Annotated in this window: 10 protein-coding genes; 8 read left to right on the top strand and 2 right to left on the bottom strand. The window is 63.7% G+C overall.

All coding sequences use genetic code 11. From position 1 onward, the window contains the following. From C2L80_RS13930 to C2L80_RS11220, 3 genes are all read left to right on the top strand, one after another. On the top strand, positions 1 to 204 hold a 204-nt coding region (locus tag C2L80_RS13930; RefSeq protein ID WP_157941074.1), incomplete at its 5' end, for a hypothetical protein. A 3-nt stretch (positions 205 to 207) separates the two neighbouring features. Beyond that, positions 208 to 834 (top strand): 4Fe-4S dicluster domain-containing protein, encoded by a 627-nt coding sequence (locus tag C2L80_RS11225; protein WP_087198716.1) that lies wholly within the window; start codon positions 208 to 210, stop codon positions 832 to 834. Between the two features lies 1 nt (position 835). Then, positions 836 to 1,867, top strand: a complete 1,032-nt coding sequence (locus C2L80_RS11220) for a hypothetical protein (protein ID WP_087198715.1) — start codon at positions 836 to 838, stop codon at positions 1,865 to 1,867. 883 nt (positions 1,868 to 2,750) lie between these two features. Here the strand turns inward: C2L80_RS11220 and C2L80_RS11215 are convergent. After that, positions 2,751 to 3,677, bottom strand: a complete 927-nt coding sequence (locus tag C2L80_RS11215; protein WP_087198758.1) for a LysR family transcriptional regulator — start codon at positions 3,675 to 3,677, stop codon at positions 2,751 to 2,753. A 218-nt stretch (positions 3,678 to 3,895) separates the two neighbouring features. Between C2L80_RS11215 and C2L80_RS11210 the strand changes: the two genes are divergently transcribed. The 4 genes from C2L80_RS11210 to C2L80_RS11195 all read left to right on the top strand — a co-directional run bounded on the left by C2L80_RS11210 (position 3,896) and on the right by C2L80_RS11195 (position 10,055). Beyond that, the gene (locus C2L80_RS11210; protein WP_087198759.1) at positions 3,896 to 6,913 is read left to right on the top strand and encodes a molybdopterin-containing oxidoreductase family protein; all 3,018 of its coding nucleotides are present in this window, start codon (positions 3,896 to 3,898) and stop codon (positions 6,911 to 6,913) included. Positions 6,914 to 6,924: 11 nt separating this feature from the next. Continuing rightward, positions 6,925 to 7,542 (top strand): 4Fe-4S dicluster domain-containing protein, encoded by a 618-nt coding sequence (locus C2L80_RS11205; protein WP_087198760.1) that lies wholly within the window; start codon positions 6,925 to 6,927, stop codon positions 7,540 to 7,542. A gap of 1 nt (position 7,543) precedes the next feature. Beyond that, positions 7,544 to 8,413: a DmsC/YnfH family molybdoenzyme membrane anchor subunit gene (locus C2L80_RS11200; protein WP_087198761.1), complete on the top strand. Its 870-nt coding sequence runs from the start codon at positions 7,544 to 7,546 to the stop codon at positions 8,411 to 8,413. Positions 8,414 to 8,825: 412 nt separating this feature from the next. Then, positions 8,826 to 10,055 (top strand): ATP-binding protein, encoded by a 1,230-nt coding sequence (locus C2L80_RS11195; RefSeq protein WP_224758861.1) that lies wholly within the window; start codon positions 8,826 to 8,828, stop codon positions 10,053 to 10,055. Positions 10,056 to 10,502: 447 nt separating this feature from the next. Here C2L80_RS11195 and C2L80_RS11190 read toward each other — a convergent pair whose 3' ends face one another. After that, entirely contained in the window at positions 10,503 to 11,438 is a 936-nt protein-coding gene (locus C2L80_RS11190; RefSeq protein ID WP_087198718.1) for a LysR family transcriptional regulator, read from the bottom strand. Between the two features lie 275 nt (positions 11,439 to 11,713). On the opposite strand from C2L80_RS11190, the gene C2L80_RS11185 reads away from it, so the two are divergent. Further along, positions 11,714 to 14,516: molybdopterin-containing oxidoreductase family protein (locus tag C2L80_RS11185; protein ID WP_103263220.1), on the top strand; the 2,803-nt coding region annotated here is incomplete at its 3' end.

The raw sequence follows: 14,516 nt of genomic DNA, 5'->3' as shown, positions 1-14,516 counted from the left end.
CACCTGATCGATCCGTGGGCGCGCGACCCTCATTGCGGGGCGTCGAACCTGCGCGCGTATCTGGGGAAGATCTACAAGGCAACACCGGAGAACTCTCCGTTCGGCAATCCGGTGCCGTGCGACCATAACGGCGTCGAGATCATCCACGATGCGTCCGACCCGCGTTTGAAGGAATGGCTGCCCGTCTACGAGGGAAGGGAGTGAGGCATGACCCAGTACGCTATCGTCACCGATGTGAACCGGTGCGTCGGGTGCCTCGCATGCTCGGTGGCGTGCAAGGCCGTGAACGACGTGCCCGTGGGCAGCTTCTGGAACAAGGTGCTGCGCATCGGGCCGAACGCCCCGATCGGCGGGGCAGGCGACCCGTCGTCGTATCTGTACTTCCTCACCGTGCAGTGCCAGCACTGCGCCGACCCCGAGTGCGTGAAGGTGTGCCCCACGGAAGCGAGCCACATCGCCGCCGACGGCACCGTGCAGATCGACAAGTCCAAGTGCATCGGCTGCCAGTTCTGTGCCATGGCCTGCCCCTACAACGTGCGTTATCTGAACGAGGAGGAGGGCGTCGTGGAGAAGTGCACGCTCTGCGAGCAGAAGATAGCCCAAGGGGAGCTTCCCCAGTGCGTGTCGCAGTGCGGCGGCATGGCGCGCTTCTTCGGCGATCTGGATCAAGGGCTGGAGGGCTTTGAAGGCGCCGAGAACGGCGGGGAGCGCATCAAGCTCGGCGAGTTCGCCTTGCCGTTCGACGAATCCGACGTGCATCATCTGCCGAACGTGGGGAACAACCCGTCGTTCGCGTACATCTTGCGCGGCCACGAGTGGATGGGAGGCGAGTAACGTGGAGCTTCAGTGGCCTTTGATCATCTTCACCACGCTGGTGGCGTGGTCGGCTGGCGTGTTCGGCACCCAAGGGGCGCTTGCGAGCGGCGGGCACGCTTGTCGATCGCAGATGCCGCTTTTGGCGATATCGGTCGCTTTGCTGGCCGTGTCGGGCATCGCGGTGTTCTTCCATCTCGAGCACTGGGAGCGCATCTTCAACGGGTTCGGGCACCTCTCGTCCGGCATCACCCAGGAGTTCATCGTGATCGTGGTGTTCGCCGTGGTGGCCGTGGCGTACTTCGTCTTCCTGCGCCGCTCCGGCGACGGGACCGTGCCGAGATGGATGGGCTGGCTTGCGGTCGCGATCTCTACGGTGCTGGTTGTGGTCTGCGCCCATTCTTACGTGATGGCCGCGCGGCCTGCGTGGAACAGCGTGCTTGAGGTCCTGTCCCTTGTCGGCGCGGCTCTGCTCATGGGGCCTGCCACGTGCGGCGTTGTCATGGCGTTGCGCAAAGATGCGGGCGCGGGCGCCAGGGAGGATGGGGTGGCTGACGTTGCCGATGGCCTTGCAGCTGCCGACGCTGCGGCGGGCTTCGGAGCATCGGACGGCGAAGCGAGCCTTCGTGCCTCTCATGGCGCGGTCGGGTCCGAGGTTGTGGCGCGCTCTTCCCATGGCGCGCGGGCTTTTGGACGGATCGCGGTGATCGGCGCGACCGTCGGAGCGTTGTGCGTGCTGTCTTTTGCGGTCTTCCTGCAGATGTCGGGAGGGTCGTTCGTCGATGTGGGCTACCACTTCGACCCGGTGCGTCCCACTCAAGCTATGGTCGACCCGGCTGCCGTGGTGGCCATACAGGCGCCGTTGCTGTGGGCGGGCGGGGTGGTGGTCGGGGCCTTTGTTCCGCTGGCGCTCTGCTGGCTTGCGGTGCGCAAAGGCACGATCGGCTTGTGGAAAGCATGCGGTTCCACCGCCGTCCTCTGCGCGCTGGTCGGCGCGGTGTGTCTGCGCGTGGCCTTTTACAACCTCGGGTTGTCGGTGTTCATGTTCTACTAGGGCCGGACGCCCTGCGGCGATGTCGCAGGGCGGGAGGGGCCGTCCTCAGGGCGATGCCGGACGGGCGGCCCTCCTCCGGGCGCTATGCGGAGAAGCGGGCTCCGCTTGCTGCCGAGCGGCGCCCTCCCGCTGCGCTCGCCGCGAGAGGGGCGTCCCTTCGCCTCGATCTGCCGCCGGGTGGGCGCCTTCCTCTGCCGCGCTCGCCCCGGACGGGCGTTCCTTTGCCGCCGTTTCCCGTTCGCGGCCGGGATGCGGAGGGGCTTCGGTAATGGATTTGGGAAAAATGCCCGATATTGTACCGCGATGCGGGGGAGGCGGGTTGAAAGGAGCGTTCGATGCTCGATCCGGCAGGTCGATTCGATGGTTTCGGTAACATATCGTGAATAATCTCCCGATTCTTTACCGTCCCACGCGAACAGGAGGCCGAGGGCGCCGTGTTCGGTAACATATGGAAATTTTCTCGCGGATCCCTTACCGCTTCTCGCGCGAAGGGGCTTCGCGCGCAGGATCCGCTCCGGAGGGCCCTCGTGCCTCCAAGCTGTCGCAGCCCTGAGGGTGCAGGCCGCCGCATGATGGCCGCGTGGCTCGGCGCGGAAGGACGCCCCTCCCATGCCGATGCCTCCCTTGAGGGCATAGATCGTCCCGAAGCGCCCCGCGCGGGCGCGGCTCTCCCTCCCCGAACCCCCCCCTTGCAAACGGGCGAGCCGCATCCGCGCGGGGCGCTTCCGCGTCCTTTGCGCGTCTTTGTCGAATGGGAGGGGGCGAAGCTCTAACGCGCCCGCGCGGGTGGTCTTCTTTTGTGTCTCTGCCGGGTGCAGACGGTCATCTCTCGCGACACGCCTTCGCGAAGCGTGCCTTCGCGAACGGGCTGTTGCCGTTGCGGTCAGTCGGCGTCGCGGCGGTGGCGTATGATGATCTCTCGGGATTCTTCGAGCGCGTCGAGCAAGAGCTTCAGCCGTCGCTCGTTTCCCTGCTTGTAGATGCAGTAGATGATGAAGTGGGCGTCGTCGTCTGCGATGGGGATGCTGACGGTTTGGTTGATGTCCTCGAGAAATTTGAGCTGGCGAAGGTCTTTCTGCAGCATGAGCACGCCGCCCTCGGGAGGAGTGGAGGCGTAGCTCGTCACCGCTCGACCGAGGCGCGGCCTTTTCTTCGGCTCGAAGCCGTGCGCACGGCACACTTGCTCGATGCGTCGCCATCCCGAGATGGAGTACTCGTCGACGAACTGGATGAACGTCTCGTTCGCGAGATCTTCCATGTGCAATTCGGATCGATGGGCGAGCGGATGATCCCGATCCACGACGGCAACGAACGGCGTTTGCACGAGCGGCCTGAACACGAGCCCCTTCTCGACGAGCGACTTCTCTTCGTCGTAGGCGAACACCATGTCGATCTGATCCGACTCAAGCAGCTCAAGCAGCGATCTTCCCTCGTGGTGCTCGTAGAGGATAGGCACGTGGTGCTGGTCGTTCAAAAGGGCGGTGGAGAGCGAGATGATGCTCGAGACCGTGTTGTCGTACAGGATGCCGTCCACGCGGATGGGCCGCTCTTTCACGACGGCCGCGATGGCCGATTGGGCGCGGTCGTACGCGTCGACGATCTCAAGCGCGCTGCCCATGAGGATGCGGCCGGCTTCGCTGAGTTGCACGGCCCTTCGGTCGCGGAAAAGCAGCTTGGCGCCGAATTCCCGCTCGAGCGCGGCCACGTGCTTGCTGAGGGCCGGCTGCGTGATGTGCAGCGCCTTTGCCGCTTCTGTGTAGTTGAGGCGGCGCGCCAGCTCGATAAACTCGCGATAGAAGTCGATGTTCATTGCGTCCCCCTTTCGCTCGATAGAGCGTTTCCCCTTGTCATAATAGTAGCACGCGGCCAATGACCTCGCATCGTTTTGAACTTCTTCCTGCGAAAACGGAATAACGATATGCGCTTGACGGACGATGGCAGGTCGAATCTTCCCCATCGTTATTTCCCTACACCTTGGGAATTTCGGATACTCGGACAAGGCGAGAGATTCCGAGAGAAGGAGGGTGCATGGGGAAGCTCATGATGACGCGCCGCGCATTCGCGAAAGCGGCGGCGGTGTCGGGCGCGGCCATCGCGCTTGGGACGGGCACGACGTCGGCGCTTGCCGAGACGACCGAGGCGGCCAAGACGCAAAGCGCTGACAGCCAAGGCGTCAAAAAGGTGCGCTCGTGTTGCCGCGGCTGCGGAAAGGTCGAATGCGGCGTGTGGGTGTACGTGCAGGACGGCAAGGTCATCCGCACGGAAGGCGATGAGGAGTGCTTCCTGACCATGGGAAACCATTGCAGCAAGGGTCAGGCTTCCATCCAGGCGGCATACCATCCCGACCGCATCAAGTACCCGATGAAGCGCACGAACCCGAAGGGAAGCGAGGATCCCGGCTGGGTGCGCATCAGCTGGGACGAGGCGTATCAGACCATCGCCGACAACATCATGCAGATCAGGGACAAGTACGGCCCGGAAAGCCTGTTCACCTGGTGCGGAACAGGGCGTCAATGGTGCATGCAGTCAGATGCCGGCATGGCGCTCGAATTGTTCGGCACGCCCAACATCATCGCCGCGTACCAGGTGTGCAAAGGCCCGCGCCATTTCGCGTCGCGCCTCGACAACGTGCAGGCGTACTCATGGAGCGAGGTCATCAACCATTCGAACGTGTTCGTGCAATGGGCGACCGACCAATCCATCTCGAATTACGATGACGCATCGCGCACGGTGGTGGACGTGGCGCGCCAAGCAGACACCTTCATCTCGGTCGATCCCCGGGAGACGAACCTGGGGCGCAAGGCGAAGTACTGGCTGAACCTGCGTCCCGGCACCGACAACGCGATGGCCTTGGGTTGGTGCAAGGTCATCCTCGATCACGACTTGCAGGACGACCTGTTCATCAAACGCTGGACGAATGCTCCATTCATCGTGGTTCCCGATATGGAGCCGACCGGCTACGAGGAGCAGGTGCAAAACGGCGGCGGGGCGAAACCCTACGACTATCGGACGCGCCTTCTGACCGAGGCCGACATCGACCCGTCCATGGTGGATTGGGAGGTCGAGGGCGACGGCAATCCGCTGCGTTACCTGGTGTACGACCAGCTGAACGGACGCTGGACGTACTGGCAGGCCGATCCGGCCGACGCGCACTGGGAAGGCGAGACGTGGGCGAAGCAGACAAGCGGGTTCACTCAGGACGTTTCCCGCATGCGCGACGACGCCGGCAAGGTGGCCGGCTGGGTGGCCGATCTGTCGGAGTTCGATCCGCTCATCGACCCGGCGCTGTACGGCGAATTCGACGTCGTGCTTAAAGACGGCAGCGTGCACACGGGCCGTCCGACGTGGGATATCTGGGCGGAGTACCTGGGGAATTTCACGTTGGACAAGGTGAGCGAGATCACGGGCGTCGACGCGCAGCTCATCGAGGACGCATGCGTCGAGTGGGCCACGCGCGTCGACCCGCGCATTCCCAATGGCGGCATCAACTACGGTTTGGGAACCGAGCATGCGGGCAACTCCACGCAGAATTGCCGCGCCATCATGGCGGCGTGCGCGATGGTCGGTGCCATCGACACGCCGGGTGGACAGCGCGGTGCCACGAATGGTTGGACCGAGCAGTCCGGGCCGTGCTCCATGCTGCCGTCCATGGCCGCGTTCGCATTCATGCCCGATGCCGAGCTGTCGCTCAAGATGGCCGGAAACGACAAGATGCCGCTTCTGTACTGGTATTCCGTGTGGTGCGACTGCAACGCCGCCATGGAGGCGGCGCATCAGGAGCCCGATGCGCCCTACCGCATCCATGGCGGCATGATAGGGTCGGGCGACCATATGAGCATGGGCAACGCGCGGTACAACTGGGAGGCCCTCACCATGCTCGACTTCCTGTTCGAGGCAAACCTTTGGCATTCTCCCACGTCGGGCGCTGCCGATATCCTGCTGCCGGTGTGCCACTGGACGGAGATCAACGCGTTTCGCATCGCGCAGGGATCGGGAGGAAGCTTCTCTTTGTGCATCAAGGCGGTCGATCCTCCGGGAGAGTGCAAGTCCGATCCTCTGTATTTCATGGAGCTGTCGAAGTACTTCGGCGTGCCGGCGTTCGACGGAGATGATCCGTGGCTTGAGAAGTCGGGCAAGGACATGGAGATCGAGAACCTCACCATCCAATGCTGCCAACAGGGTTGCGCCCCCTTCGACACTTGGGAGGAGCTTGCCGCCGCGTATCAGGAGCATGGCACGTGGAACATGAAGAAGGAGATACCGCAGGATTGGGGCACCTACCGCCGTTTCGAAGTGGGCCAGGCGTATCGCAAGGCACCGCACCAGCAGCCGGCGCAGCTGGACATCAACATCCCCGGATTCCCCACGCCCACGATGAAGCACGAGCTGTGGTGCACGTCCATCGAGTCGTACTATCCCGACGGAACCGATGGGCCCGAACTGGCTCCCGGCTTCAAAAGCGAGGCGCTGCCGTACTACCAAGAGCCGCCGCACGGTTCCGTGGCCGATGCGAAGACGTACGAGGAGTACCCCTTCACGTGCATCACCGGACGACGCATACCCGTGTACTTCCATTCCGAGCACCGGCAGCTGCCGTGGTGTCGGGAGCTCTGGCCGGTGCCGCGCATGGAGATCAACCCTGTCGATGCGGCAGAACTGGGGCTTGAACAGGGAGACTGGGTGTGGATAGAGAGCCCGTGGGGCAAGGTGCGTCAGACGGTGGATCTGTACTACGGTATCGCGCCCGGAACCATCAACGCCGAGCATCAGTGGTGGTATCCCGAGCTTGCCCAGGCGGACAAGGGATACGAGCTGTCGTGCATCAACTGCATCACGGACCGCACGACGCAAGACAAGTACAACGGATCGTCGAACGTGCGCACGTACCCGGTTAAGGTGTACAAGGCAACGCCGGAGAACTCTCCGTTCGGCAATCCGGTGCCCTGCGGCAACGACGGCACCGAGATCATCCACGATTCGTCCGATCCTCGCCTGAAGCTGTGGGAGATCGGCGCTGCTGGCGTCCATCCGGACTTGTTCGAATAGGGAGGGGGATCATGACTCAGTATGCGATTGTGACCGATCTTGATCGATGCGTGGGATGCCTTGCGTGCAGCGTGGCGTGCAAGGTGGTCAACGGCGTGCCGACCGGCAGTTTTTGGAACAAGACCCTGCGCATCGGGCCGAACCCGAAAGAGGGCGGCTCGGGGCAGTGGCCCGATGTGGAGCTGTACTTTCTCAACGTGGGCTGCCAGCACTGCGCCGAGCCGGAGTGCGTGAAGGTGTGCCCCACCGAGGCGTCGCACATCGCCGCCGACGGCACCGTGCAGATCGACAAGTCCAAGTGCATCGGCTGCCAGTTCTGCGCCATGGCGTGCCCCTACGGCGTGCGCTATCTGAACGAAGACGAGGGCGTGGTGGAGAAGTGCACCCTCTGCGAGCAGAAGATCGCCCAGGGGGAGTTGCCCCAGTGCGTGTCGCAATGTTGCGGCATGGCGCGCTGGTTCGGAGACGCCGAGGGAGATGTGCGCGAGTTCCGCGGTCCTCGGGGCGAGACGGCCGGAGAGTTTTTGGAGGAGTTTTCCGACGAGCAGGTTCACAAGCTGCCCGACGTGGGCAACAAGCCGTCGTTCGCGTACATCCTGCGCGACATGAAGTGGCAGGGAGGGGAATAGCATGGAGCTGCAATGGCCTTTGATCCTGTTCACGACCTTGGTGGCGTGGTCTGCGGGCCTGTTCGGGACGCAGGCCCTGCTCGCCGCCGGCGGGCACGCGAAGAGGTCCCAGCTGCCGGCGTGGGTCGCCTCGGCCGCGCTTCTGGCCGTCGGCGGCGTGGCGGTGTTCTTCCACCTCGAGCACTGGGAGAGGATCTTCAACGGCTTCGGGCACCTCTCGTCCGGCATCACCCAGGAGCTCGTCGCGATCGTGGTTCTGGCGGTCGTGGCCATCGCCTACCTCGCGGCGATGCGCAGGAGCGACGACGGGGCCACGGCGCCGAAGTGGCTCTGCTGGGCCGCGGTCGCGGCGTGCGCGGTCCTGGTGGCCGCCATGGCCCACTCCTACACGATGGCCGCACGCCCCGCGTGGGACTCGGCGCTCTGGATCCTCTACGTGCTCGGCAACGCGTGCGTCCTCGGGCCGTGCACCATGGCGCTCGTCATGGCCGTCCGCGGAGACGACCTCGCGCCGGCCGGCCTGCCCGCCCTCGTCGGAGCGGCCCTCGCGGCCGTGACCGCTATCGCCTTCGCCGCCTTCCTGCAGGCGAGCGGGGGCTCCTTCGCCGAGGTGGGGTACTACTTCGACCCGACCCATCCCACCGCCGGCATGGCCGACGCGGCCTCCGCGGTCGCCGCCCAGGCGCCGCTGCTGTGGATCGGCGCGGTGGCCGTCGGCGGGATCCTGCCGCTGGCGGCGGCCCTCATGGGCAGGAGGTCCGGCAACTGGAAGCTCTGGGGGGCGGCCGCGATAGCCTGCGCCCTCGCCGGCGCGGTCTGCCTGCGCGTCGTGTTCTACGAGCTCGGCCTGTCGGTGTTCATGTTCTACTAGGGTTTCCGCTTGGGAGGGGCCGGCCCCGGCCCCTCCCGCCCCAGCCCCGAGCGCCCCGCGCGGGCGCGGCTCTCTCTCCCCGAACCCCCTTGCAAACGGGCGAGCCGCATCCGCGCGGGGCGCTTCCGCGTTCGGGCCCGCCGCCGCGCGGCGTCCGCATCTCCGCACCTCTCTTCGGGGGTGTCTGCCGCTCGGGCATCCGGCGCGCGGGCTTTCAATGCGTTCTGTCAAGGTGAATCGTCGAAGGAGCTGTCTCCCGAGCGGGGAGAGGACTGCGTGGTCGCATCGGCTCCGGCACGGCATGCCCTTCTCTTTCATCAAAGTTTTTCTAACGTGTAAGAAAAATCGACACTAAATGAAAAATTTTTTCGGGTATACTAGAAAAACTTACTATCAAAAGGGAAGGGGAGGCATGGCGCTTATGATAGACAGGCCGCGGTACCGGGCGGCTATCGAGCCGTATATCGACCTGCCGCTTGCGAAGGTGCTCGCAGGGATCCGTCGTTCGGGCAAGTCGACCATCCTCCTCATGCTGATGGACCACCTCGAGCGTCGCGGCGTTCCGCGCGATCGTCTTGTGCGCTACTCGTTCGACTCGCTCGCCTTCACGGGCATGGGAACGGGCGCGGAATTCTACCGCATGATCGCGGACCGTCTGGCGGGCGTTTCCGAGCGGGTGTACCTGTTCCTTGACGAGGTACAAGAGGTGCCCGATTGGGAGCAGGTGGTCAACAGCCTCATGACGGACTTCGACGTGGATGTGTACGTCACCGGATCGAACTCGCGCCTGCTCGCCTCGGAGATATCCACGTACCTGACAGGGCGTTATGTGAGCATTCCCGTGCATCCCTTGTCGTTTGCGGAGTTCCTCGATTTCAAGCGCGCGCAGGGGGCGGCTGTGGGGGATGCGCGCGACGAGCTGGGCGCGTATTTGCGGCGCGGTGGCTTTCCCGTGGTCAGCTTGGGCGATCTAGGCGATCAGGAGGCGTATCGGATCGTCGGCGACATTTACGCCTCGGTCGTTTTGAGGGACATCGTGCAGAGGGGCGACATCAGGAGGCCCGAGCTGTTGGAGCGCATCGTGCGCTTCGCCTTCGACAACGCCGGCAAGACGTTCTCCGCGAAAAGCGTGGCGGACTACCTGAAGAGCCAGCAGCGGGTGCTGGGCGTGGAGACGGTGTACAACTACCTGCTTTTTCTGGAGAAGGCGTTTTTGCTGCACCGGTGCTCGCGTTTCGATGTGAAGGGCAAGGAGATCCTGAAGACGCAGGAGAAGTTCTACCTGGCGGATCCGTCGCTGCGCCATGCCCTGCTGGGATACGATCCCACTTCGACGGCGGCCCTGCTCGAAAACGTCGTGTACCTGGAGCTGAGGCGGCGCGGCTTCGACGTGCATGTGGGCAAGCTGGGGTCGAGGGAGATCGATTTCGTGGCGCAGCGGCGCGGAGAGCGGCTCTACATCCAGGTGGCGCGCGAGATAGGCGACGAGGCGACCGAGTTGCGGGAGTACGGCAACCTGCTCGCCGTCAGGGACGGCTATCCGAAGTACGTCCTGCGCACCGACGCCTTCGCCGAGGGCTCTTACGAGGGCGTGCGCACCATGCACGTGGCCGACTTTTTGCTGTCGGAGGCGTGGGGGTAGGCTGCGACGGGATTGCAGGGGTGCCCCCTGTGCTTTCCGTGCTCCCCATGCTCCCCATGTGCCCTTCCTCCTTCCCTCTTGCGACTCCTTTCCCCACGTCGACGGGCAAGGCATGCATCACGGTAAAGAAAGGGGAAAGTTTCATCGATATTTTACCGCGATGTTGGTCTGATGGTCTTGTTTTGCTTACAACGGTGAAGAATCGGAAGTTTTCTGACGATATAGTACCGAAAGAGGGATGGCGAAAGGGTCTTGAAGCGCCTGAAACTATCCAGAAGTCTTCCTAACGCATCTCACGGTAATATATCGAAAAGTTTTTCATGATTCGTGACCGCAAAAAGCTCTGCCGTCCTCCTCCATTGCTTCAGATGCGATGCAATGCTGCAACGATGAGGCGAATCGGTGCAGGTGCTTCACGCGAGGCGTGGTTCTGAGCGCTTTGCGCCGTCACTCGGGGGCGTCCTCGCGCCTCTTGCGCTTCTCGATGAGCGATTTCGCCTCGTCGATGGCCTCGAAGAGGCCCGCAAGGCGTGCTTCGTCGGAGGGCCTGAACACGAGATACGCGGTGATGCGCGCGTTCTCGCTGGCCAGGGGCACGCATGCTCGTTGCCCCGTTTCGAGGAGCAAGCCGATTTGCTTCTGCGTCCTCTTCCAGATGAGCACGCTGCCGTGCAAAGGGGTGCTGAAGAATTCCACGTCGTTGAGGGACGAGACGGGGCGCGTCTTCGGGGCAAAGCCGTGGGCGCGGCACAGCTCTTCGATCTGCTCCCATGCGGGGTTCGTCTTGTCGCTCACGAACTTCACGAGCGTCTCGTTCTTGAGATCCTCCCATTCAATGCGGGCGCGGTGCGCAAGCCCATGATCCGATCCGACGATGGCCACGAGGGGGTTGGAGACGAACGGTCGAAAGGAGAGCTTTCGCTCCTTGAGCCTCGCGGGGTTCGCGTAATCGATGTATAGATCGATTTCCCCTGCTTCGAGTGCGTCGAGCTCGTCGTGTCCGTCGCTTCGGGCGAAGGCGAGGGACGATCGGTGGGCATTGCGATACATCATGGCCGCCATCGACATGAGCGTGGCGACATCGGCATCGTCGAACCGTCCTCCGATCTTCAGGGGCCGCGCTGCTTTGATCTCGTCGAGCGCGCGCTGCATCTTGTCGTACTGGTTCACGATGATGCCGCACGTCTCGAAGAACATCCTCCCCTCCTCTGTGAGCTGGATGCTCTTCCGAGTGCGATCGACAAGCTTTGCGCCGAGTTCCCGTTCGAGCGCGGCGAGGTGCTTGCTCAGTGCGGGTTGGGTCATGTTCAGGTCGTTCGCCGCTTCTGTGAAGTTCAGGCATTGAGCCAGCGTGAGGAACTCCCTCGCATGTTCGATGTTCATGGCTCTTCCTCCGAATTCCCCCTTTGCTGCATTGTATCACGGGCGGGTTTGGCAGACGCATCGCTTCGCGATCATGCCCGTTTGGCATAGTCCTATGACGACGGGGCATGCGCGCTCGACAAACCGTCATGGCGATTCGTCGGGTCGGGCCAAAACGTTATTTCCCTATCCTTCGGCGGCTTCTCATACTAAGGCCATGGGGGCGAAGCGCGAGGTTGGAGCGGATCCGATTGCGCGCTTGCGCCGTGTCGAACGAAAGAGAGGAGACAGGGGGTATGGGAAAGCTCACCATGTCGCGTCGAACGTTCGCAGGGCTTGCGGCCGCCACGGCGGCGATGGCGGCCTTCGCGAGCGTGCCGTCGGGGCTTGCGAGTGCCGATGCGGCAAGCGACGCATCCGGCGAGGTCAAGCGCATCCGCACCGGGTGCCGCGGCTGCGGCAAGATGGAGTGCGGAGTGATCGCGGTTGTTCAGGATGGGCGCGTGATCCGCTTGGAGGGCGACCCGACGGCGTTCCAATCGATGGGGAACTGCTGCACGAAATCGCAGGCCGCCGTGCAGGCGGCCTACCATCCCGACCGGCTGCGCTATCCGATGAAACGCACGAACCCGAAAGATTCGGACGATCCCGGCTGGGTGCGCATCGGCTGGGACGAGGCTATATCGACGATCGTGTCGAAGTTCGACGAGCTCCAGGCTAAATACGGCGGCGAAAGCCTGTTCGGCATGTGCGGCACCTCGCGCGTGTGGTGCATGTTCGGCGCGTCGAACGGCATGTATCTGTGGGATTCCCCCAACATCGTGCAGGCGTGGCAGATCTGCAAGGGGCCGCGCCATTTCGGCACGCTCATGTGCTCGAGCTTCGCTGACAGCTGGATGGAGACGGTGGCGCATCCGGACGTGTACGTGGCGTGGGGCGGCGCGTCGGAAATGTCCAACTACGACGATTCGTGCCGCACCACGGTGGACGTGGCCACGCGCGCGAGCACGCACATCTGCGTGGATCCGCGCGAGACGAACATGGGCAAGGAGGCCGACTACCAGCTGCACCTGCGTCCCGGAACCGACGGGGCGATGGCGCTGGCTTGGACGAACGTTATCATCGAGAACGAGTTGTACGACGACCTGTTCACGAAGAAGTGGACGAACGGGCCCTTCCTCGTGTGCGAGGACATGGAGCCGAGCGGTTGGACCGAGGCATCGCCCATCGTCATGACGCCGTTCGAGCTGAGGACCCGCCTGCTCAAGGAGTCCGACCTTATGGAGGGCGGCAGTCCGAAGCGCTTCATGGTATGGGACAACCTGGCCGACAAGCTGACGTACTTCGATGCCGAAACGGGTTTTTGGGAAGGTGAGGAATGGGTCAAGCCCACGGCTGGCAAGGAGGCGCAGCAGGAGAACCTTGCGCCCGGCTTGCACCAAGGGTTCGTCATCGATCCCACGCCGTTTGACCCGGAGATCGACCCCGCCCTATTCGGAGAGTTCGAGGTCACGCTCAAAGACGGCACTGCGCACGTGGTCCGTCCCGTGTTCCAGCTGTACGCCGAACGTGCGGCCGAATACGATCCGGACACCGTCGCCGAGATCACGGGCGTTCCCGCCGACCAAATCCGCGAGGCGGCGCTTGCGTACGGAACACGGCTGCACCCCGAGAAGGGCTATGGCAATGGCGGCATCCAGTACATGCTGGCCACCGAGCACGCCAACACCGCCATACAGAACGTGCGCGCTCTCGACTATCTCACGGCCATCACCGGCAACTACGACACGCCGGCCGGTCAGCGGGCGTCGACGCGCGCGCCCATCGAGGGCGGCCAGATGGGGTTTGCGAACAACGGCTCCGGTGTGCCCATGCTCTCGCCCGGGCAGATGGAGAAACTACTCGGCAGCGACGACATTCCGCTTCTTCAGTGGTGGGGCATGTGGGCCGACGCCACCGCCACGTGGAACGCCGTGCTCACGGGCGATCCGTACCCGGTGGTGGGCGCGTTCAACTCGTCGGGCAACTTCATGAACCAGTGCAACACGGGCATGGCGTGGGAAGCGCTCAAGAAGCTCGACTTCTACGTGGAGGCGAACCTGTGGCACACGCCGGGTGGCGGCACCTGCGACATCGTGCTGCCTGCGGCTCACTTTCTGGAGCTTTCGAGTCCGCGCTCGTCGCAGGGCGCGTCGGGCGCGATGGGCGCCACGGTGAAATGCATCGAGCCTCCCGCCGAGGCGAAGTTCGACGGCGAGATCATCGAGATGCTGTACAAGGAGAAGGGCGTTCCCTACAACATCGTCCCCGGCTTTCCGGAGTATCCCAGCGTGGAGGAGATGCTCGACATGGCGGTGGCGGGCTTCGAGCCGCAGGGCTGGAAAGTGTTCGAAGAGCGGTTCCAGGAGCATGGTTGGTGGGATTGCAAGGAGGTCGAGCCCGAGCTGTGGGGCACGTACCGCCGTTACGAAACGGGTGCGAACCGCGCGCGCAACGCAGGAGGATTCGTCGGCAGCCAAGGCGACTGGCTTCCCGGATTCTACACGCCCACCAAGAAGATCGAGATCTGGTCGACGGTCATGGAGTCGTTCCATCCCGACGGCCAATGGAACCTGCCCACCTACACCGAGCCGCCCCACAGCCCGGTGAGCGACCCCGACATGTACGCGGAGTATCCGCTCGTCATCACGACGGGTCGCCGCATCCCGGTGTACTTCCATTCCGAGCACCGTCAGCTGCCGTGGTGCCGAGAGCTGTGGCCGGTGCCACGTGTGGAGATCAACCCGATCGATGCCGAGCGGCACGGCATCGAGCAGGGGGATTGGGTGTGGATCGAAACGCCCTACGGGAAGATCCGCGAGGTGGCCGACTTGTATTACGGCATTCGGGAGGGAACGATCAACTGCGAGCATCAGTGGTGGTTCCCCGAGTTCGACCAATCCGGCGGCGGGCATGAGCTGTGCGCGGTGAACCACCTGATCGATCCGTGGGCGCGCGACCCTCATTGCGGGGCGTCGAACCTGCGCGCGTATCTGGGGAAGATCTACAAGGCAACACCGGAGAACTCTCCGTTCGGCAATCCGGTGCCGTGCGACCATA

Origin of the sequence: Rubneribacter badeniensis (assembly GCF_002899695.1) — a bacterium.
Lineage (GTDB): Bacteria > Actinomycetota > Coriobacteriia > Coriobacteriales > Eggerthellaceae > Rubneribacter > Rubneribacter badeniensis.
The sequence above is the reverse complement of the archived record's forward strand: the minus strand, read 5'-3'. Positions and strand labels throughout refer to the sequence as shown.

What these genes read in the sequence shown, in the direction of transcription:
- C2L80_RS11225 (WP_087198716.1), top strand. Translation starts at nt 208, where the DNA reads ATGACCCAGTACGCTATCGTCACCGATGTGAACCGGTGCGTCGGGTGC.
- C2L80_RS11215 (WP_087198758.1), bottom strand. Translation starts at nt 3,677, where the DNA reads ATGAACATCGACTTCTATCGCGAGTTTATCGAGCTGGCGCGCCGCCTC.
- C2L80_RS11210 (WP_087198759.1), top strand. Translation starts at nt 3,896, where the DNA reads ATGGGGAAGCTCATGATGACGCGCCGCGCATTCGCGAAAGCGGCGGCG.
- C2L80_RS11205 (WP_087198760.1), top strand. Translation starts at nt 6,925, where the DNA reads ATGACTCAGTATGCGATTGTGACCGATCTTGATCGATGCGTGGGATGC.
- C2L80_RS11200 (WP_087198761.1), top strand. Translation starts at nt 7,544, where the DNA reads ATGGAGCTGCAATGGCCTTTGATCCTGTTCACGACCTTGGTGGCGTGG.
- C2L80_RS11195 (WP_224758861.1), top strand. Translation starts at nt 8,826, where the DNA reads ATGGCGCTTATGATAGACAGGCCGCGGTACCGGGCGGCTATCGAGCCG.
- C2L80_RS11190 (WP_087198718.1), bottom strand. Translation starts at nt 11,438, where the DNA reads ATGAACATCGAACATGCGAGGGAGTTCCTCACGCTGGCTCAATGCCTG.